The organism is Pseudorhodobacter aquimaris (assembly GCF_001202025.1).
GTDB lineage: Bacteria > Pseudomonadota > Alphaproteobacteria > Rhodobacterales > Rhodobacteraceae > Pseudorhodobacter > Pseudorhodobacter aquimaris.
Genome location: NZ_LGHS01000067.1, coordinates 88,775 through 108,575, shown reverse-complemented (window position 1 = coordinate 108,575; position 19,801 = coordinate 88,775). Strand labels below are relative to the sequence as shown.

The following is a 19,801-nucleotide window of genomic DNA, read 5'->3' as shown; positions in this document are numbered from 1 at the left end:
CTAGGGTCTCCGCTCAGCTTTGGATATGGGCCCCAAGGGCCGCGTTTCAAGCCTTGGTGATTCCGGTATGGTGGCGACGGCGCAAAGAGGCGGGCCGCCCCGAGAGCGAAAGCTGCGCGTCATTGCGCGGCCGCTGTGACACCAGCTTGCCCTTGGAGACCACCGCCAAACGATCCGGCCGCAGGCGCAGCGCCTCAACAGGGCCTGCCGCATCCAGCACCACCAGCGAGGCCTGCGCCCCGACCCGCAACCCGTAATCGGGCAGGTTCAGGATGGCCGCGTTTTGCGCCGTAACCATCTCAAAACAACGGGCCATTTCGTCAGGGGAGGTCATCTGCGCCACATGCAGCCCCATAAAGGCCACGTCCAGCATATCCGCCGTGCCAAGGCTATACCACGGGTCCAGCACGCAATCCTGCCCCCAGCCAACGGGGATGCCATGCGCCTGCATTTCGCGCACACGAGTCAAACCGCGCCGTTTGGGGAATGTGTCATGCCGCCCTTGGATGGTGATGTTGATCAACGGGTTGGAGATCGCCGCCAGCCCCGATTCCGCGATCAGCGGCAGCAGTTTCGACACATAGTAATTGTCCATCGAATGCATCGAGGTCAGATGGCTTGCCGCCGCCCGCCCGCCAAGGCCAAGGCGCGTCACCTCATGGGCCAATGTTTCCACGTGGCGCGACATGGGGTCATCCGATTCATCGCAATGCAGATCCAGCATCAAGCCACGATCCGCCGCCAGCTCTGCCAATTCGGTTACCGAGGCCGCGCCCTGGGCCATCGTACGCTCAAAATGCGGGATGCCGCCGACAACCTCGACCCCCATATCCAGCGCGCGCAACAGGTTTTCACGGCCGGTTTTGGTGCGGTAAAACCCGTCTTGCGGAAAGGCCACCAGTTGCAGATCAAGATAGGGGGCGACGATGCGCTTGACCTCCAGCATCGCCTCGACGCCACGCATATGGTCAGGCGTGGTATCGACATGGCTGCGGATCGCCAACAGCCCCATCGACACCGCCCAATCACAATAGTTCAGCGCGCGGGCAATCATCTCCTCCACAGTCGCAATCTCGCGCAGCTCCCCCCAAAGGTTGATCCCCTCCAACAGCGTGCCCGAGGCATTCAGCCGCGGCATGCCATAAGACAGCGTCGCATCCAGATGGAAATGCGGATCGACAAAGGGCGGGCTCACCAGATCGCCGGTCGCATCAATGACCTGCGCGGCATTATCGGGCAGTTGCCCCATGGCGGTAATACGGTCGCCGACAATGCCGATATCGGCACGGGTGCCATCGGGCAGCGTACCGCCCTTGACCAAAAGATCGAACATCAACGTTCCCCTTTGTTGAACGGTTGCATAAGCGCTGCCGGAACCTGCGCCCGGCGCGACATCAAAATCAATGCCAGAATGGACAGGATATAAGGCGCCATCAGGAACATCTGATAGGGCACCACCTGTCCGACCGGCGTTTGCTGCAAGCGGATCTGCAAAGCGTCAAACCCGGCAAAGAGCAAGGCCCCCAACAGCGCCTTACCCGGCCGCCATGCGCCAAAGACCACCAGCGCAATACAGATCCAGCCGCGCCCGTTGACCATCTCGAAAAAGAAGCTGGAAAAGGCCGAAAGCGTCAAAAACGCACCGCCCACCGCCATCAGCCCCGAGCCGACAATCACCGCCCCCATCCGCAGCCCCGTCACCGAAAGCCCTTGTGCGGCAACCGCGCCGGGGTTTTCGCCTGCGGCCCGAATGGCAAGGCCCAAAGGGGTGCGGTAAAGCGTGACCGCCGTGATCACCACCACCGCAAAGGCGGCATAGGTCAGCGCTGTCTGCGCGAATAGCGCAGGGCCGACCAGCGGGATATCCACCAGATAGGGGATTTCCAAAGGTTGGAAAGGGGTGATCTTGGGCGGGCTTGTCACCTCTGGCAGGATCAGCCGATAGACAAAATAGCTGGTCGAGGTTGCAAGCAGCGTCACCCCAAGGCCCACCACATGCTGGCTTAGCCCAAAGGGCACCGTCAGCATGGCATGTAACAGCCCAAAGAGCATCCCCGCCAGCATCGCCACCGCGACCCCGCCCCAAAGCCCCATGCCCAGATAAACCGCCATCCAGCCCGAGAACGCCCCGATGACCATGATCCCCTCAATCCCGAGGTTCAAGACACCCGCGCGTTCGCAAATCAACTCCCCCATGGTGGCAAAGATCAGCGGCGAGGCGATGCGCACGGCAGCGGCCCAAAAGCTGGCGGTCAGCAGGATATCGAAAAGCATGCTCATCCCCGCACCACCCTGAATTTGGTCAAACCGATTGCCAGAACCATCAACAGCAGCCCCGTGGCCAGCATCATATCGGCGATATAGGTCGGCACGCCGGCGGCGCGGCTCATGCTATCGGCGCCGACAAAAATACCGGCAACAAAGATCGCGGTAACGACAACCCCCAGCGGATGCAGCAGCGCCAGCATCGCCACGATAATCCCGGTATAGCCAAAGCCCGGCGACAGATCCTGACTTAGGTGCCCCTTTAGCCCCGCCACCTCGGAAAACCCGGCAAGGGCGGCCAGCCCGCCTGACAAAAGCGCGGTCTTTACCAGCACGCCATTGACCGGAATACCGGCAAAGCGCGCGGCCTGCGGGTTCAAACCCACCGCGCGCATCTCATAGCCCAAGGTGGTGCGGGCTTGCACAAACCACACCAGCCCCGCCGCGATCAACGCCACGCCAAAACCCCAATGCAGGCGCAGCCCCTCGGCAATCCTCGGCAGGCGCAAGGCGCGGTCCAAGGGCGCCGATTTCGGCCAGCCCATGCCCATCGGATCCTTCATCGGACCCTCCAGAAGATAAGACACCAAAAGCAGCATGATGAAGTTGAACAGCAGGGTCGTCACCACCTCATCCACGCCAAAACGGGTTTTCAACACCACCGGCCCCAGCAAGACCACCGCCCCCGCAACCATCGCGCCCAAACCGACAATCGGCAAGGCCGCAGCCCCCATCCCCGAAAGCACCGAAGTGCCAAGAACCACCGTCACAATCGCACCCGCATAAAGCTGTGCCTCGGCCCCGATGTTCCAAAGTTTGGCGCGAAAGGCGACGGCGATGGCAAGGCCGGTAAAGATCAGCGGGGTAGCACGGTTCAAGGTTTCCAGCAGTGCGAATTTGGAACCGGCAGCGCCCTTTAACACTAACCCCAAGGTCAGCAAGGGATCGGCACCCGCAATGGCGGCCAGCAGGCTTGCGATCACCACCGTGACCACAAGGGCCGCCGCAGGAAAACCAAGGCGACGCCCAAGACCGGGGTTGGCAATAGGTTCAAGCCGCACGGTCAAACCCCTGTCCGGCCATCCACAGCCCAAGCTCGGCAGCAGTTTTTTCACCGCGCTGGAATTCAGGCGAAAGCTGCCCTTCAGAAATTACATGAACTACGTCTGATAATGCCATGATTTCATCCAGATCTTCGGAAATCAGAAAAACGGCCGCGCCTGCATTTCTTGCGGCCAGGAGCTGGCTGTGAACATAGGAAATCGCACCGATATCAAGCCCGCGCACGGGCTGGTTGGCAAGGATGATCCGCGGCGCCGCATCCAGCACACGCCCCAAAATCAGCTTTTGCATATTGCCGCCCGACAGCTGCCGGATCGGTCCATGCGGACCGGGACATCGCACGTCATAGGTCTCGATCAGATGGCGGGTCTGCTCTTCGGCGGCATGCCAGTTCATCAGGCCCCAGCGGCTGTAGGGCGCTTGGGTATAGGTTTCCAGAATGGCGTTTTCAGTCAGCGAGAAATCCGCGATGGTGCCGGTCTTATGCCGGTCCTCGGGGATACGCGCGATACCCGCCGCAATGGCCGCACGCGACGACCAACGCATCCTGCCCACGCCCTCCAGGCTGCCCGATTGCGGGGAGATCAAACCGGAGATCAGATCGGACAGCGCGGCCTGCCCGTTGCCCGACACACCGGCCAGCCCCGTGATCTGCCCAGCCCGCAGCGCAAGGTTGACAGCGTTCAGGCCCGGCGCGGCACCGATGCTTGGGGTCGACACCTCTCGCAATGTCAAAAGCGCAGGGCCGGGGGTGATCGGCGTCACAGCGGGAGGTGTGACCTCGGCACCTACCATCATCGCGGCAAGGGCATGGCGGTCGGTTCCGGCGGTCTCAACTTCCCCCACAAGTTTGCCGTGGCGCAGCACCACAACACGTGAAGAAAGCGCCATAACCTCATGTAGCTTATGAGAGATAAAGATAATAGAAAGCCCCTTGGCCACCGCACGGCGCAGCGTGTCAAACAGTGCATCGCTTTCTTGCGGGGTCAGTACGGCGGTCGGCTCATCCAAAATCAGGATCCGCGCATCGCGGTAAAGCGCCTTGAGGATCTCTACCCTTTGGCGTTCGCCGACGGTCAGGCTGCCGACACGCGCGTCCGGGTCCACCCCCAGCCCGAAATCGGCCGCAAGTTGCGCCAGTTTCGCGCGGGCCTTGGCCTGTCCCAATGCGGCACGCCACAAGGGCACGGTGCCAAGCTGGATGTTTTCCAAGACGGTCAGGTTGTCGGCCAGCGTGAAATGCTGATGCACCATCCCGAGGCCCGCCGCCAAAGCGGCGCGCGGATTGCCGGGGGGAAGTGGTTTGCCGAATACCTCTACCTGTCCCTCATCGGCGGTATATTGGCCAAAGAGGATATTCATCAATGTGGTCTTGCCCGCGCCGTTTTCCCCCAGCAAGGCAATAACCTCACCGCGCGCCAGCGTCAGGCTGATGGCGTCATTGGCGGTCAGTGCGCCAAAACGTTTTGTGATCCGGTCAAGGCGCAGGACAATCTCCTGCGCCTTGTGGTCTGTTGCCGTCACGAGGATTTCGGCTCTGTGTCGTTGACCTCGACCACGAAAGAGCCGTCCTTGATCGCGGCTTCTTTCTCGGCCACCAGCGCCAGTGCCTCTGCGGGAACCTTACCCTCAAAGGTGCCAAGCGGCGCAAGCGAACAGCCTCCCTCTTTCATAAAGGAATAGACGCCATAGTTATCGGCCTTGAAGGTACCCGCCTGCACAGCGGCAAGAGCCGCCGCCAAAGTCGGCTCAAAATGCCAGATGGCCGAGGCAACGACCGTTTCGGGGTAATCGGCCTGTGTATCGATCACATTGCCGATTGCCAGAATGCCCTTTTCCATCGCCGCATCCGAGACACCGAAACGTTCAGCATAAAGCATATCCGCCCCGTTTTCGATCATCGCAAAGGCGGTCTCTTTGGCCTTTGGCGGATCGAACCACGAGCCGATGAAGCTGACCTGAAAGGTGATGTCGGGATTGGCCTCACGGGCGCCGGCCATGAAGGCATGCATCAGGCGGTTCACCTCGGGGATGGGAAAGCCGCCGACCATGCCGATATTGCCCTTGGTCATGGCCCCCGCAATGATGCCCGACAGATAGCTGGCATCCTGGATGTAGTTGTCAAAGACCGCAAGGTTCGGCACCGCTTCATCCGGTGGAAAGCTGGAGCCCATCAGGAAGGCCACATCAGGATAATCGGCCGCAACCTCGCGGGCCTCTTGCTCTACGCCGAAAATCTCACCCACGATCAGCTGCACGCCTGCCTCGGCATATTCACGCATCACGCGCGGATAGTCGGTGTTGGAGACGTTCTCGGTAAAACTGTAATCGACCTGACCCGCCGCCTTTGCCGCCTCGGCCGCAAGGTGGATACGGCCCACCCATTGCTGTTCTACCGGAACGGTATAGATGCCCGCGACCTTCACGGGGGTCTGCGCCTGCAAGAGCTTGGGCAACAGGCCTGCGCCCAGAACGGCACCCGCCCCCATAAGCAGGCCGCGCCGTGTGGTTGAATACGTCATCTTATGCATGGCAGATCCTATCCCTGATTTTTATACGTTTTACACAATGTCATGGCACCCGCGATTCGTCCCAATCGCGCCTTCCCGCTATATCTGGCAAAGCACGCGGGCTGCTGCAACCTCCACATTCCCTCGATATGGGGCCAAGCGTGAAAACATAGCGGGCAGCCGCGACAAGACCAATGCCTTTGCGGCGCCGGTCTTGATGCCTCTTTAATCAGCGGTGCGTTTACGCGGGGCGGCCCGCGCCCCTAGCCGTATTCAGCACGCAGGATATTCTTTTGCACCTTGCCCATCGTATTGCGCGGCAATGCCTCCAGCATGATATAGCGGCGCGGGTGTTTGAACCGCGCCAAAAGCGGCTCTACCACCTCGGCAATTGCGGCACCGTCCAGCGTCGCATCCTTTTCCAGCACAATCGCCGCGACGACCGATTCGCCAAAATCGGCATGCGCAACGCCAAAGACAGCACTTTCCAGAACGCCCGGCACTTCGTTGATCACATCCTCGATCTCTTTGGGATATATGTTGTAACCACCCGAGATGATAAGGTCTTTTTGCCGCCCGACAATGCTGATCCGGCCATCGGCGGATTTCACACCCAGATCGCCTGTGATGAAAAAACCACTGTCGCGCAGTTCCTCAGCGGTCTTTTCGGGCATGTTCCAATAGCCTTGAAACACATTGTCGCCGCGCACCTCGATCATGCCGATTTCACCGGCGGGCAAGGGTTTGCCATCTGCGGTGATCTCCACCTCGGTCCCCGGCAGGGCAAAGCCGACGGTGCCCGCCACCCGCGCCCCGTCAAAAGGGTTGGAGGTGATCATATTGGTTTCGGTCATCCCGTAACGTTCCAGAATCCGGTGGCCTGTGCGCGCCTCGAAATCCGTATGGGTTTCAGCCAGAAGCGGCGCCGACCCCGACACAAAAAGACGCATATTGCGGCACAGATCGCGGGTCAGGCGTGGGTCATCCAGCAGCCTTGTGTAAAAGGTCGGCACCCCCATCAGCATGGTCGAGGCCGGAATTTCGTCGATAATCGCATTCACATCGAAGGCCGCCATGAAACGCACCTGCGCCCCCGCCAAAAGACAGGTATTCATCGCCACAAAAAGCCCGTGCGTGTGGAAAATCGGCAAGGCATGGATCAGGCGATCATCTTGTGTGATCTGCCACAGATCGGTCAGCACCTGCGCATTCGACAAAAGGTTCTTATGCGACAGCATCGCCCCCTTGGACCGCCCCGTTGTCCCCGAAGTATAAAGCAACGCGGCCAGATCCTCGGGGTCGCGCGGCGCGGTTTCAAAACGTGTCGGCATCGCATCGGCCTGTTGCGACAGGCTGCCAGTCCCGCCCGCGGCAAGGGTCAGGATCTGCACGCCATTGCAAACCGGCGCGACCTGCGCCTCATGCGCGGCATCGCACACCACAAGCGCCGGGGTCGCATCACCGATGAAATAGGCCAGCTCAGCTTGGGTATAGCCGGTATTCAGCGGCAAATAGACCGCGCCCACCTGCACCGCCGCCGCATAAAGCGCGATCGTATCGGCCAGCTTTGGTGCCTGAACCACCACACGGTCCCCCGGCTTGACGCCCGCCGCCTGCAAGACATTCGCCAATTGCGCCACACGCCCGACAAACCCGTCATAGCTAAGGGCGCTGCCGTCATCACACTGCAGGAAAACGGCATCGCTGCCAGCATGGGGCGCAATCAGCGCATCATAGAGGATATTGGTCACGCGGTACGCTCCTTTGATTTAATCTCGGCCTTGGCCAAAGCCAGCACAGGTTTGGACGCCTTCACTTTGAACTTCATCGCAAATTCGGCATGATTTATCTCGGTCTGCGACAGGTTATAGATATAGTTGACCATAGCGCCCCGTGATTGCGCCGCCCCGTTCTCGGATGTGTCGGCGCCCGCATGAATGTCATGCACCTCGGCGCCATTGCCAAGGTGAAAGCGCATCACAGGGTCCAGTGGCAAGCCGTCATCGCGTTTGGCCAGCAGCAAATACTGCGCCGCCATCGCCCGCAACACATCCGACCCCGCCGTACCCTCCAGCACCGAAACCGCCGCAGGCCCAAGCGTGTCATCGCCTGTTTGGGTTTTCAGCCAACGCGTCAATCCGGGAATAGGGGACAGCGTGACAAAGGTCTGGAGCTGCGGGAATTCCTGCGACAGGACATCCACCACATGTTTGATCAAGAGGTTGCCAAAGCTGATGCCGGTCAGCCCTTTCTGACAGTTGGAAATCGAATAGAAAGTCGCAACCTTGGCCGCCGCCGGGTCCAACGTTTCGCGTTGCTCGGACAGCAGGTCATCGATGGAATCGGGTACCGTTTGCGTCAGCGCAACCTCTACAAAAATCAGCGGCTCATCCGGCATCGCGGGGTGGAAAAACGCAAAGCAACGCCGGTCCGGTGGATAGACCCTGCGGCGCAAATCATCCCAATCGTCGATCTCATGCACCGCCTCATAGGCCACGATCTTTTCCAGAATATGCGCAGGCGTGTTCCAGCTGATCTGCTGAAGCACTAGGAAACCACGGTTGAACCAGCTGCGCAGCAAATGCACGAAATCGGAATTCGTGCGTGACAATTCGGGCGCATCCTTCAGCATTGCCAAAAGATCAACCCGCATCGAGACCAGATCGGCAGTGGCCCCCGCTGTCTGGTTCAGACGGCGGAACAGTTCCTGACGTTTCGGCTCGGCGGCGGTGGTCAGGTGCTGAAAGGCCTCGGCGCTGGGATCTTTGGCATAGTCTTGGGCAAGGGCGGCCAGTTTCAACGCGTCGACATCGAATTCATCATTCAGAAACTGGAAAAATGCACGTTTTTCATCTGCATTGAACCCGCGATAGCGCGCCAGCACCGAGGCCGCCAGCTTGAACCCCGACACCTCGCCCTCGGTCGACAGCATCGCATGGCAAAGCGCATAGATATCGCGTTTGTCGTTTTGTTCGGGCGCATTGCTGTTGCGGTCAAGCAGGGTGGCAAGCAAATCACCCAGAAATCGGTTTGGCTGCATTTTCATCCTCCGTTTTTGGCGGAACCAAGGTAAACATGGGGCGTCGCATCAAAGTTTGGTCAGCCGCTCGGACAGGTAGTCGCCCGTATGCCGGTAGTGCGTCAGCAGGCAGGCCGATGCCGCATCCGCATCACCGCGAATAACCGCATTCAAGATCATCTCATGCTCTGCCGCGATATTGCGCTTTTGATAATTGGGGCCACCCGCCGCCAGATTGCGGTAGCGGATGTTCAGATCATAAAGCTGGCTGCAAAACCGTTCCAACATGGGGGAGCCGGAATTATCGAGCAAGGCCATGTGAAAGGCCTTATGGGCCGTCTCAAAGGGCTCCACCCCCTCCTCTGCTCCGCGTTTCATGCGGTGATGTGACAGGACCAGCCGCTCCTCCCACTCTGCGGTTGCGGCGGCGATCGATTGGCGCAGGGCCTTTTCCTCCAGCACACAGCGCAATGAGAAAATCTCGTCGAAATTCGCAAGGCTGGCAGGGGCGGCGCGAAATCCGCGCTGGTCGATCCGCTCCACCAGCATATCCGAGGTCAGCAAACTCAGCGCCTCGCGCACGGGTGAGGCCCCCGTGGCCAACATCGCCCGCAGCTCTTCAATCTTGAGCTTCTGCCCCGCCGGGAGCGCGCCCGTCAGGATCATGTCGCGCAACGTCAGATAGGCCGTGCGCGTGGCCGAGACATCCTTGCCATCAATCACATTCATGATGCAGACCTCTTTGTGGATTCAGCATAGCGACAGGTGTTTCGTAGATAGCCCGACCGAGAGCGTAAATGAACCTTCATTAATCATCCAGCGCCGCAGGACATAGCTGCGCGCACCGCTTTGATGCATCGGGTCCGCATCGGCCAAGGCCCGCGCGGCCTCAAGGTCGGCGGCGCGGTAGATGATCATCCCCATGCCTTGCATATGCGCCCCCGTTTCATCCGAAAGCGGTCCTGCAAAGGCCAGCGCGCCCTCGCCCTCCAGCTTTGCCTGATAGGCCAGATGCGCAGGCAGCACCGCCTTCACATCCTCGGGCAGCTTGGCCGGAACACTCGTCGCCACATAAAGCTCCAGCGCCAGCGCGCCCCGGGATTTCGCCTCTGCCTTGTAATCCGCCCAAGCAACCATATTCCGCCCCTAAAATTAAAATATCGATATTTATTGACCTGCGTGGATATTGTAGGCAGAATTTTCATGAACTGACAAGGATGTTGAACATGAAATTTCTGGTAGGCACGGCTTCGGGCAAAACCGCAGTACATCTGGTGGATGGCGAAAATGCTGTTGATCTTACGGCACTTGATGCCTCTGTCGGGGCTGACCTGATGGGGGTCATCACAAACCCCGCATTGATCGAATCACTCGGCGACAAGATCGCAACGGCGCCCAAGGTGCCGGTCTCTTCGATCACGCCCGCCCTGCCCGTGGCCAGGCCCGGCACCATCATTTGCCTTGGTTTGAACTATACCGACCACATCAAGGAAGGCGGATATGAGATCCCCGACTACCCTGCGCTGTTCATGCGGGGCAAAAACTCGATCATGGCCGCCGGTGCGCCTTTGGTCCGCCCAAGCTGTTCGGATAAGCTGGATTATGAGGCCGAGCTGATGATCATCATCGGCAAGGGGGGGCGCCATATTGCCGAGGCGGACGCGCTGGATCATGTCTTTGGCTATACCGTGTTCAACGACGGCTCGGTCCGCGATTACCAGCGCAAGACCCACCAATGGACCCCCGGCAAGAACTTTGACAATACCGGCGCAATCGGGCCTTTTGTCATCACCGCGGACGCCCTGCCGGCGGGGGCTTCTGGGCTGAAAATCGAAAGCCGGGTCGGGTCGGAGGTGCTGCAATCCTCCAATACTGCCAATATGATCTGGTCTGTTGCACAGGCCATCGCAATCATCTCGGAATATACCACACTGGAACCCGGCGACATGATCGCCATGGGCACGCCGCCCGGCGTTGGCCATGCGAAGAAACCCAACCCCCGCTGGCTTGTTCCCGGTGAGGTGATCGACATCGAGATCGAGATCGAGGATATCGGTATTTGCTCCAGCCCCATCGTCAATGAGTCCGCGCAATGAGTGCCCCAAGTGGACAAGCGCTGGAGGCTGCCCGTGCCAAGGCACAGCAGGACCACCGTGACCTGCGGTCACGTATTTCCCGCCTGTCGGATGATGCGATCGACCTGATTTTGCGGGATGCGCGCTCTCATTACGCATGGTTGGCGCGGCCCGTCCCTGACGAGATCTTGCAAGAGCTTTATGGGATCACCATCAACGGTCCGACCAGCATGAATACCCTGCCCGCGCGCTTTGTTTTCGTGAAATCGGCGGCGGGCAAGGAAAAGCTGGCAAAATCGCTCAAGCCGCAGAATGTGCCCAAGATGATGGGGGCGCCGGTGACCGTGATTGTGGCCTATGACATGGATTTCTGGAAGGAGCTGCCCTTTCTTTTCCCGCATGAAGACCGCAGACATCTTTTCGACGGCAAGCCCGAATATTGCGCCGATACCGCCTTTCGCAACGGCACCTTGCAAGGGGCCTATCTGATGATTGCGGCACGGGCCTTGGGACTGGATGTGGGCGCGATGTCGGGCTTCTCCAACGCCATTGTCGATGAGGAGTTCTTTCACGGCAGCACATTGAAATCCAATTTCCTGTGCAACATCGGCTATGCGGATGAAACCGCGCTGTTCCAGAAACTGCCGCGGTTCACATTCGAACAAGCCTGCACCGTGGTCTAGGACGGATATCACGGCACAGCGGGTAACGGGACGATATAAAATTAAAAAACGGCCATTCGGCCAATATCTGGGAGGATATCAACATGATGAACTGGACAAAACGCAGCCTGATCGGCGCCGTTCTTGCCGCGATGACGGCCATGCCTATCGCCGCACAGGAAAAGATCCGCGCGATGGTGATTGACGGCTACCCCGACCGCTCGCTCTGGGTGCGCGAATTCACCGATTTCTTCATCCCCGAGGTTGACCGCCGTCTGGCCGAGACCGGCAATTACGAAATGGAATGGCAAGAGAGCTATGGTGGCTCGGTCGTGAAACCCAAGGGCGTGCTGGAGGGGATTCAGCTTGGGTTAGGCGATATCGGCATTGTGACCACCATTTTCCATTCGTCGAAACTGCCAAGTCAGGGGCTTGCGGCGGTCACGCCTTTTGTCTCGTCTGATGCCCGCGCGGTTGCCAAGGCGATTGACGAAATCGCACGCGAATTTCCGGCCATGCAGAACGAGTTTTCTGCCCAGAACCAGGTCTATCTGGCGACAGGTGTTGTCCTCGACAGCTATCAGGTCTTCTCAAGCAAGGAGATCGCAACGGTATCAGATCTGGAGGGGCTCAAGATTGCCGCGGCCGGTATGAACTTGCTCTATCTGGAAGGGATCCCGGATGCGGCGGGCGTGGTTGGCGGTCTGACCGATTTCTACAACATGCTGCAAACCGGCCTTGTCGATGCGGCCCTGCTGTGGCCCGAGGCGGCAGCGACATTCAAGATATCCGAGGTGGCCCCCTATATGATGCGCGCGGATATGGGCGCGGTGAATTCCAAAACCGTCACCGTGAATGCCGATTACTGGAATGCCCTGCCTGATGAGGTCAAAGAGGTGCTCAAGGCCGTGGCCATCGATTACCGCGACCATCTGGCTGGTATCACCATGGATAATGCCGCCGCATCCGAGGCCGCCTATGTCGCGGCGGGTGGCACCATTGTCGATATCACGGATGCGGACCGCGCCGCTTGGGCCAATGCCATGCCCAATATCGCCCAAGAGCTGGCCGAAACCCGCAATGCCGCGGGCGAACCCGGCACCGAGATGCTGGCCGCCTATTTTGGCAAGCTGGAGGCCGCAGGCTTCACCGGCGCGCGCGACTGGTCCAAACCATAAACCGCGGCGTCCCGGGATAGGATAGATCATGCTGAAACAAATGCTGGCTGGCCTGTCTTGGGTCGCCAATTCCATTGCGATTGCCGCCAATGCGGTTGGAACCCTGACGGTTCTGCTTTTGGTGGCAATCCTCAACATCGATGTGATCGCGCGCGGCGTGTTCCACGCACCGCTCAAGGGCACCTATGAGATCGTGCAGTTTTCGGTGGTGCTGTTCGTGTTCTTGCAATTGGCGGATGTGGTGCGGGTTGACCGCCTGACCCGTTCGGACGGCTTTCTGAACCTGCTGCATGACAAGGCCCCGCGTCTGACGGCCAACCTGCGCCGGATCATCAACGCGGTCTCGGCCATTTTTATGGGGCTGATTGCCTATATCATGTTCCCCGAGTTTTTGCACATGTGGCAGACGCAGGATTATTTCGGCGTGCCGGGGCTGTTCACCTTGCCTTGGTGGCCGGTCAAGCTGGTCATCGCCTGTGGCACCGCTTTGGCAAGCCTGCTGTTCACCATCAAAGTCATCACCGCGCAGGACCGCCCCCAGCTGATCCGCGCCCCAGAACATGACGAGAAATAGCCATGAGTCCCATTGAAATCGGCCTGATCTCGGTCATCGCAATCGTCTTTTTAATCTATTCCGGTGTCTATATTCCGGTCGCCCTCGGGGTGGTCTCTTTTATCTCGATCTGGCTGCTGCGCGATAATTTCACCCTCGCGCTGAACCTGCTCAAGGTCGCGGTGGGCGATAGCGCGATGGAATATTCCTTTGCCACGATCCCGCTGTTCACCTTCATGGGGTTAATCGTTTCCAAGGCGGGCTTGGGCAAGGACATCTATGAGGTGATGACCATGCGCTTTCGCCGCGTCAAAGGCGGCATCGGCATGGCCACGGTGGGTGCCAATGCGGTTTTCGCGGCGGTCACGGGATCCTCTATCGCCTCGGCCTCGGTTTTCACCAAAGTATCGGTGCCGCAGATGATCGCGCAGGATTACAACCCGCGCTTTGCCGTGGGTGTGGTTGCCGGGTCTTCGGTTCTGGGCATGATCATCCCGCCCTCGGCGATGCTGATCATCTATTCCTTTGTGACAGAGCAATCCGTCGGCGATATGTTCCTTGCGGGCGTTATCCCCGGTATCATGCTGGCCTTGGCCTATGTCGGCGCGATCTGGTTCATGGGGCGTTTCACCCCCGGTTTCGTCGGCGGTCGCGTGGTGGAGGAGACCGAATGGATGTCCCCGCGTGAGGTCGCCTCCAAAACCCTGCCGACCCTTGGGCTGATCACCGTCGTGCTTGGCGGCATCTATACAGGCTGGCTTTCCGCCGTTGAGGCAGGGGCGACCGGCGCATTGGTGGCGCTAATCATCGCCGTTCTTCGCCGCTCCATGACCGCCAGATCCTTTTGGGATGCCTTGTTGGAAACCGGCCATATCACCGCCGCGATCCTGTTTTTGATCACCGCCGCCTCTATCTACAGCCGGATGCTTGGCATGGCGGGGCTGCCCAACCAGCTTCAGGATCTGCTTGCGGATAATGCCTCATCCTTCTGGATGGTAATGCTGCTTTACATCCTGCTGATGCTGTTTCTGGGCACCTTGCTGGATACCGCCTCCATCATCTTGATCGTGGTGCCACTTTTCCTGCCGCTGGTCGAGGCGATGGAGCTTTCCATCATCTGGTTCGGGATCATCACCGTTGTCGGTGCCGAAATCGGCCTGTTGACGCCACTACTCAGCATTTCATGTTTCGTGATCAAATCCACCCTGAATGATGACAGCATCTCGCTCAAGGATGTGTTTCTGGGCGCGCTGCCCTTTGCCTTTGTCATGCTGATCGTGCTGCTCATCCTGATCGCCTTTCCGGGCCTTAGCCTTGCCCTTCTGAACTAGGAGTACCCCCATGCGTAATGTCACCGCCGATAATATCACCGAGGTTTTCGCCGCCTATTTCGGCCCGCAAACCGACCCCCGCACCCGTGAGGTGCTTGTCGCCATGGCCCGCCATCTCCATGATTTTGCCCGGGAGGTGAACCTGACCCATGACGAATGGCGCAAGGGGCTGGCGATGCTGGAGCACGCAGGCCGCATCACCACGCCGGAGCGCAACGAGTTTGTGCTGTTTCGGATGTGCTGGGGCTGTCGTCGCTGGTGGATATGATGCACTCCAATCCTGCGGCCACGTCATCTTCGGTGCTGGGGCCGTTCCATGTGTCCAATCCGCCGCCCTTGCCCATCGGGGGCGATATGAAGGGCGATCACGACGGTACCGTTCTGTTGGTTGAGGGACGGGTGCGTGATACCGACGGCAATCCCATCCCAAACGCCCAGATCGACATCTGGCAAACCGCCCCGAACGGGCTTTATTCCAGTCAGGATCCGGATCAGGATATCCACTCCTTTCACGGGTTGATGACCGCGGATGACAGCGGGCATTTCCGCTTTACCACCGTGCGGCCGGTCGAATACACTGTGCCCAGCGATGGCCCCGTCGGAGAGCTTCTGGAGGCCGCAGGCCGCCACCCCTGGCGCCCCTCGCATCTGCACTACATCGTCACGGCCCCCGGACACCGGACATTGGTCACCGAGATTTTCCCCGACGATGATCCCTACCTCGATCAAGACACGGTATTTGGAGTCCGCGACGATCTGGTCATGACTTATCATGAAAAGCCTGCCGGTGAATTCCCCGACGGCATGGCCATTTCAGGTCAGGTCACAGAACCCTTCCTACACGTCAAATTCGACGTCATCCTGTCACCGCAATAGCCCATGAGGACGGCCGGGCCTGCCGTTTTCCATGCTTTGAAATCAAGGAGGCAGGGTATCGCGGACCGTTGTGTCAATGATATGATTGCCCTGAATCCACGCGGCGTATACCTCCGGCATAGCTGGCCCAAAGACCCAAGACCAGTTCACGCGCCGCGCCACAAATAGTCAAAACCCAGTCCGGTATTGAATGAGGCTCTGGTGCGCTTCAGTAGGGGTGTTTGGGCGATGCGTCAAAAACCCCTATTGAAGCTGGCACTATGCTTCCGTCTTTTTCGAAACGGCACGCAACAGGAGCAACCGAGAGTTTGCGCCTGCCCGCAAGGTGCCGCGCCGCAAAACTTACAAGCGGCCGCTCCAGCCACAGATATGCGAAAATTGATGTTATGATGGCGGCAATCAAAACTGCACTGATAAACATTATGTCGTTTACCACGCCGTCGAAGTTCGTGTACTTCCAAAATACCCTAACGGCCCCCAAGACAAAAAAGTGCCAAATATAGAGCGCATAGGACGCATCGCCAAGAAGGCCAAGCCAAGGGATGTCACGGATGGTCGATGCTCTTTCCACAACAAGCAGACCGTACACAATCATCGCCGCCGGCACACCAGCCAACAGGAATGCAATCGCATTATCCAACCCATCAATGGTTATAGGCAAACTGAGAATAAGCGTCATGCCCACTGCGAAAATGCTCCAACCCAAAGCAGTCCCGCCGCGACACAATCTTTTTTCCCATAAAAGAGCGATCGCCATCCCAAAGATAAACTCGATTATAATGGGGTTCGTCCAAGCAGCCAATGTCTGGTTTTCCGGGTTTGCCAGAAATCCGACATGAACAAGGGCAAAGATCACACATGATGCAGCCATCGCGCGCAACACCGACGGTAAAAAGAAAACCGCAGCGAAAATCGCATAAAATTGCATTTCAGCATTCAGTGTCCATCCGATCTGGAGAAGAGGAAAGGCGCTGGCTGTTTCAGGATTATCCCACGGTATAAACAGGAATGATGCGATGGTGTGCGGCCACGTCAATGTCGTCGATTGCAGAACCTGCGGGATGAAAAGCGCAACAACAAGCATCACCGAAGATGCAAGGTAATAGGGCGGTGCGACGCGCGCAAAGCGGCGGGCCAGGAACGTCCAGCCATCATAAGCCGCATTTCGGGATACGTAGACGATGATAAAGCCGCTGATGACGAAAAAGACATCCACCCCCCGCGCGCCCTGCACAAAACTTGGAAGTGCCTCGGAACCGAAATCTCGATGAAGCGATTGAGTCGCATGAAAAAGCACGACCATAGTTGCCGCAATAAACCGAAGATATTTATCGAAAAAAGCATTGTTAAAACCACTTAATCACAACACAAGCACCCTTTTTATGCCGGATGCATCAAATACGCTCACCTAATAATTCAGCCTTTGTAAATTAATTGCGTAGCCTCTGGCAAGAGCCGATAGTTTTCATAGTAAAAACCATATCCTCGCCCTCACATCAAAGACCTAGGGATAGGGTAGAGGAAGAAATATTACAGTAGCAGGACATGCCTATTGGCATTTAATCATCCAGGCTGCGTTCTATCCCTTTCCGAAACCACCTTTTACAGAACGGGTTTGGAACGCTGTTTTTGAGTGGGTAAGTGACGTGGATCAGCTTGAGACACCAAGAACAAGGATACCGGACGTTCGACAGGGCCGCCGGACCAGCGCAGATCACACCAAGGCGCGTGACATTGACTTTTGCTGCAAGGCTACCTACCTCTGAAGTTATGATGGTACATGAAGATCATTTCCGGTTTCTTCTGCTGACCCGCCCCTTGCCCCGGGCGGTCTAGGCGCATTTGCGCCTGCCATACCCTCGGGGGCTTTACACCTTAGCTTAACGGACTGACGGGCGCACACCATGCCCGACAAGGTTCATCCGCTTGCCCCACCCACGCAAGCCCTTTGCCCGAAAAAACGAATTCAAGGAGAACACTCATGTCCGCAGAAACAGCGCCCATAAAAAAACGCACAACGCGCAGCCCCAAGATCATCATCAACGCCGAACATCTCGCCCATATCGAAGGGCTGGCCGAGGGGGCACGCCAACGCAACCCCGCGCTTTCCGACCGTCTGCTCGAAGAGCTGGGCCGCGCCAAGATCGTCCCCGCGGCCAAGATGCCCAAAGATGTCGTGTCCATCGGCAGCACCGTCACCTACCGTGACGAGGGAACCGGTCATGAGAAAACCGCCACGCTGGTCTATCCTGAGGATGCGGATATCTCAATGTTACGCATCTCCGTCATGACGCCAATCGGGGTCGCCCTTTTGGGCCTGACCGAAGGCGCGGGCTTTTACTGGGATACCCGTGACAACCAGCGCCGGACACTGACCGTGATCCGGGTAGAACAGCCCACCCCCGACCGCGAAGACGGCTGATCCATTCGCGGATGATCGCAGTGAAAATACCGGACCGCGCGCGGAACTCCTGCGGGGGTTACGCCCGCGTTCCGGCAAAACGCTCTTGCCATTCGGCGCGCTCGTCATCGGTGATCTTGCGAAACAGCACCTCGGGCACTTCGAACGCATGGCCGACCGGCAGGGCCGTCAGCGCGGCGCGCAAATCTGTGGGCCAAGACCAATCACCGGTCTTCATCCCCGTCATCATTGAGGCCGCGGCACCGGGAATAAAGGGTTTTGACACAACCGCATAGATCCGGATCAGGTTCAGCGCCAGACGGATAACTGCCGCCGCCTGCTCGGGATCGGTTTTCACCACTGTCCAAGGGGCTGCGGCTTGCAGGTATTCGTTGCCTGCCACCCAAAGGCTGCGCAGCTCGATCGAGGCTTTGCGAACCTCCATCGCCTCCATATAGCCCTCATAGGCATGCAGACGGCTTTCCAGTTCCGCGATCAGCGCCTCTTCGGCAGCGCCCCAAGTGCCACCCTCCGGCACCGCCTCACCGAATTTGGAGCGGCAGAATTTGGTGACGCGGCTGACCAGATTGCCCAGAACATCCGCCAGATCCTTATTGGCCGATTGCTGGAAATTCTCCCATGTGAATTCGGCATCCGCGCTTTCGGGCGCATGGGACAACAGCCACCAACGCCAGTAATCGGCGGGCAACAGCTCCAACGCTTGATCCATAAACACCCCCCGCCCGCGCGAGGTGGAAAACTGACCGCCGTCATAATTGAGGTAGTTGAAGGATTTGATGTAATCCACCAGCTTCCACGGCTGGTTGGAGCCAAGGATCGTCACCGGAAAACCAAGCGTGTGGAAGGGCACGTTATCCTTGCCCATAAACTGAGTATAGGTCACATCATCAGCACCCTTGTCGGTGCGCCACCAGCGCTCCCAATCCGCGCCGGTGCCTTCGGCCCATTCCTGCGCGCAGGCGATGTACTCGATGGGCGCATCGAACCAGACATAGAAAACCTTGCCCTCCATGCCCTCCCACGGGGCGCCGTCAAACTGTGCCGGCACGCCCCATTTCAAATCGCGCGTGATGCCGCGGTCTTGCAAGCCATCCCCGTCATTCAGCCATTTCTTGGCGATCGAGGTGGTCAGAACCGGCCAGTCATCCTTGCTTTCGATCCAGTCCGACAGCCGCTGTTTCATCTGCGACTGGCGCAGATAGAGGTGCTTGGTCTCGCGCAACTCCAGATCGGTCGAACCCGAAACGGTGGAGCGTGGATTGATCAAATCGACGGGGTCAAGCTGTTTGGTGCAATTGTCGCATTGGTCGCCGCGGGCAGAATCGAACCCGCAGTTCGGGCAGGTCCCCTCAATATACCGGTCGGGCAAAAAGCGGCCGTCGGCGACGGAATACATCTGCTGTTCCACCACTTCGCGGATCAACCCCTGTTCGGCCAGCCGTGCGGCAAAGGCCTGGGTCAGCGCATGGTTTTGCGGGCTGGAGGAGCGGCCAAAATGATCGAACGACAGCGCAAACCCCTTTGCGATTTCGGCCTGAACCGCGTGCATCTCAGTGCAATATTCGGCGACGGGCTTGCCCGCCTTGGCTGCGGCCAGCTCTGCGGGGGTGCCATGTTCATCCGTGGCACAGAGAAACAGCACCTCATGGCCGCGCGCCCGCAAGTATCGTGCATAGAGATCGGCAGGCAGCTGACTGCCCACAAGATTGCCCAAGTGTTTGATACCATTGATATATGGGATAGCGGATGTGATCAAATGTCTGGCCATTGGGTGCCCCTTGCGCGAATATCTTGCCCCCATTTACCCCAAGCCCGCGCCAAGGGCCAGAAGTCCCTTGCGCCAAATCG

Annotated in this window: 19 protein-coding genes; 8 read left to right on the top strand and 11 right to left on the bottom strand. The window is 58.6% G+C overall.

The genetic code is table 11. The features are described from left to right. Positions 1-46 precede the first annotated feature (46 nt). The 9 genes from AKU94_RS13055 to AKU94_RS13010 form a co-directional block, all read right to left on the bottom strand. Complete coding sequence (locus AKU94_RS13055) at positions 47-1,333, bottom strand: amidohydrolase family protein (protein WP_050527696.1); 1,287 nt, start codon at positions 1,331-1,333, stop codon at positions 47-49. Beyond that, positions 1,333-2,280, bottom strand: coding sequence for an ABC transporter permease (locus AKU94_RS13050; protein ID WP_050527695.1), 948 nt, complete (start codon positions 2,278-2,280; stop codon positions 1,333-1,335). The genes AKU94_RS13055 and AKU94_RS13050 overlap by 1 nt, the downstream gene beginning before the upstream one ends. Next, the gene (locus AKU94_RS13045) at positions 2,277-3,326 is read right to left on the bottom strand and encodes an ABC transporter permease (protein ID WP_050527694.1); all 1,050 of its coding nucleotides are present in this window, start codon (positions 3,324-3,326) and stop codon (positions 2,277-2,279) included. Before AKU94_RS13045 ends, AKU94_RS13050 begins: the two co-directional genes overlap by 4 nt. Then, positions 3,316-4,851: an ABC transporter ATP-binding protein gene (locus tag AKU94_RS13040; RefSeq protein WP_050527693.1), complete on the bottom strand. Its 1,536-nt coding sequence runs from the start codon at positions 4,849-4,851 to the stop codon at positions 3,316-3,318. Before AKU94_RS13040 ends, AKU94_RS13045 begins: the two co-directional genes overlap by 11 nt. Next, a complete protein-coding gene (locus tag AKU94_RS13035) occupies positions 4,848-5,858 on the bottom strand; it encodes a BMP family protein (protein WP_408633701.1) in 1,011 nt (336 codons plus the stop codon). The genes AKU94_RS13040 and AKU94_RS13035 overlap by 4 nt, the downstream gene beginning before the upstream one ends. Positions 5,859-6,100: 242 nt before the next feature. Further along, complete coding sequence (locus AKU94_RS13025; RefSeq protein ID WP_050527691.1) at positions 6,101-7,588, bottom strand: malonate--CoA ligase; 1,488 nt, start codon at positions 7,586-7,588, stop codon at positions 6,101-6,103. Continuing rightward, positions 7,585-8,877 carry a malonyl-CoA decarboxylase gene (locus AKU94_RS13020; protein WP_050527776.1) on the bottom strand — a complete coding sequence of 431 codons (1,293 nt, stop codon included), beginning with the start codon at positions 8,875-8,877 and terminating at the stop codon, positions 7,585-7,587. Before AKU94_RS13020 ends, AKU94_RS13025 begins: the two co-directional genes overlap by 4 nt. A gap of 48 nt (positions 8,878-8,925) precedes the next feature. Then, a complete protein-coding gene (locus tag AKU94_RS13015; RefSeq protein WP_050527690.1) occupies positions 8,926-9,585 on the bottom strand; it encodes a GntR family transcriptional regulator in 660 nt (219 codons plus the stop codon). 21 nt (positions 9,586-9,606) lie between these two features. After that, entirely contained in the window at positions 9,607-9,993 is a 387-nt protein-coding gene (locus AKU94_RS13010; protein WP_050527689.1) for a YciI family protein, read from the bottom strand. An 89-nt stretch (positions 9,994-10,082) separates the two neighbouring features. Between AKU94_RS13010 and AKU94_RS13005 the strand changes: the two genes are divergently transcribed. The 7 genes from AKU94_RS13005 (at position 10,083) to AKU94_RS12980 (ending at position 15,531) form a co-directional block, all read left to right on the top strand. After that, complete coding sequence (locus AKU94_RS13005) at positions 10,083-10,952, top strand: fumarylacetoacetate hydrolase family protein (protein WP_050527688.1); 870 nt, start codon at positions 10,083-10,085, stop codon at positions 10,950-10,952. Further along, positions 10,949-11,614, top strand: coding sequence for a malonic semialdehyde reductase (locus AKU94_RS13000; protein ID WP_083445062.1), 666 nt, complete (start codon positions 10,949-10,951; stop codon positions 11,612-11,614). The genes AKU94_RS13005 and AKU94_RS13000 overlap by 4 nt, the downstream gene beginning before the upstream one ends. An 83-nt stretch (positions 11,615-11,697) precedes the next feature. Further along, positions 11,698-12,771 (top strand): C4-dicarboxylate TRAP transporter substrate-binding protein, encoded by a 1,074-nt coding sequence (locus tag AKU94_RS12995; RefSeq protein WP_050527687.1) that lies wholly within the window; start codon positions 11,698-11,700, stop codon positions 12,769-12,771. Between the two features lie 28 nt (positions 12,772-12,799). After that, entirely contained in the window at positions 12,800-13,345 is a 546-nt protein-coding gene (locus AKU94_RS12990; protein WP_050527686.1) for a TRAP transporter small permease subunit, read from the top strand. 2 nt (positions 13,346-13,347) lie between these two features. Next, positions 13,348-14,655, top strand: a complete 1,308-nt coding sequence (locus AKU94_RS12985; protein WP_050527685.1) for a TRAP transporter large permease — start codon at positions 13,348-13,350, stop codon at positions 14,653-14,655. 10 nt (positions 14,656-14,665) lie between these two features. After that, positions 14,666-14,923, top strand: coding sequence for a dioxygenase (locus AKU94_RS20465; protein WP_232295766.1), 258 nt, complete (start codon positions 14,666-14,668; stop codon positions 14,921-14,923). Then, the gene (locus tag AKU94_RS12980; RefSeq protein ID WP_232295765.1) at positions 14,893-15,531 is read left to right on the top strand and encodes a dioxygenase family protein; all 639 of its coding nucleotides are present in this window, start codon (positions 14,893-14,895) and stop codon (positions 15,529-15,531) included. The genes AKU94_RS20465 and AKU94_RS12980 overlap by 31 nt, the downstream gene beginning before the upstream one ends. Before the next feature lie 208 nt (positions 15,532-15,739). Here AKU94_RS12980 and AKU94_RS12975 read toward each other — a convergent pair whose 3' ends face one another. Then, the gene (locus AKU94_RS12975) at positions 15,740-16,846 is read right to left on the bottom strand and encodes an acyltransferase family protein (protein ID WP_269744967.1); all 1,107 of its coding nucleotides are present in this window, start codon (positions 16,844-16,846) and stop codon (positions 15,740-15,742) included. 666 nt (positions 16,847-17,512) lie between these two features. Between AKU94_RS12975 and rnk the strand changes: the two genes are divergently transcribed. Continuing rightward, positions 17,513-17,953 (top strand): nucleoside diphosphate kinase regulator, encoded by a 441-nt coding sequence (gene rnk, locus AKU94_RS12970; protein WP_050527683.1) that lies wholly within the window; start codon positions 17,513-17,515, stop codon positions 17,951-17,953. A gap of 58 nt (positions 17,954-18,011) precedes the next feature. Here rnk and metG read toward each other — a convergent pair whose 3' ends face one another. After that, positions 18,012-19,721 carry a methionine--tRNA ligase gene (gene metG / locus AKU94_RS12965; protein ID WP_050527682.1) on the bottom strand — a complete coding sequence of 570 codons (1,710 nt, stop codon included), beginning with the start codon at positions 19,719-19,721 and terminating at the stop codon, positions 18,012-18,014. Positions 19,722-19,801: the final 80 nt, after the last annotated feature.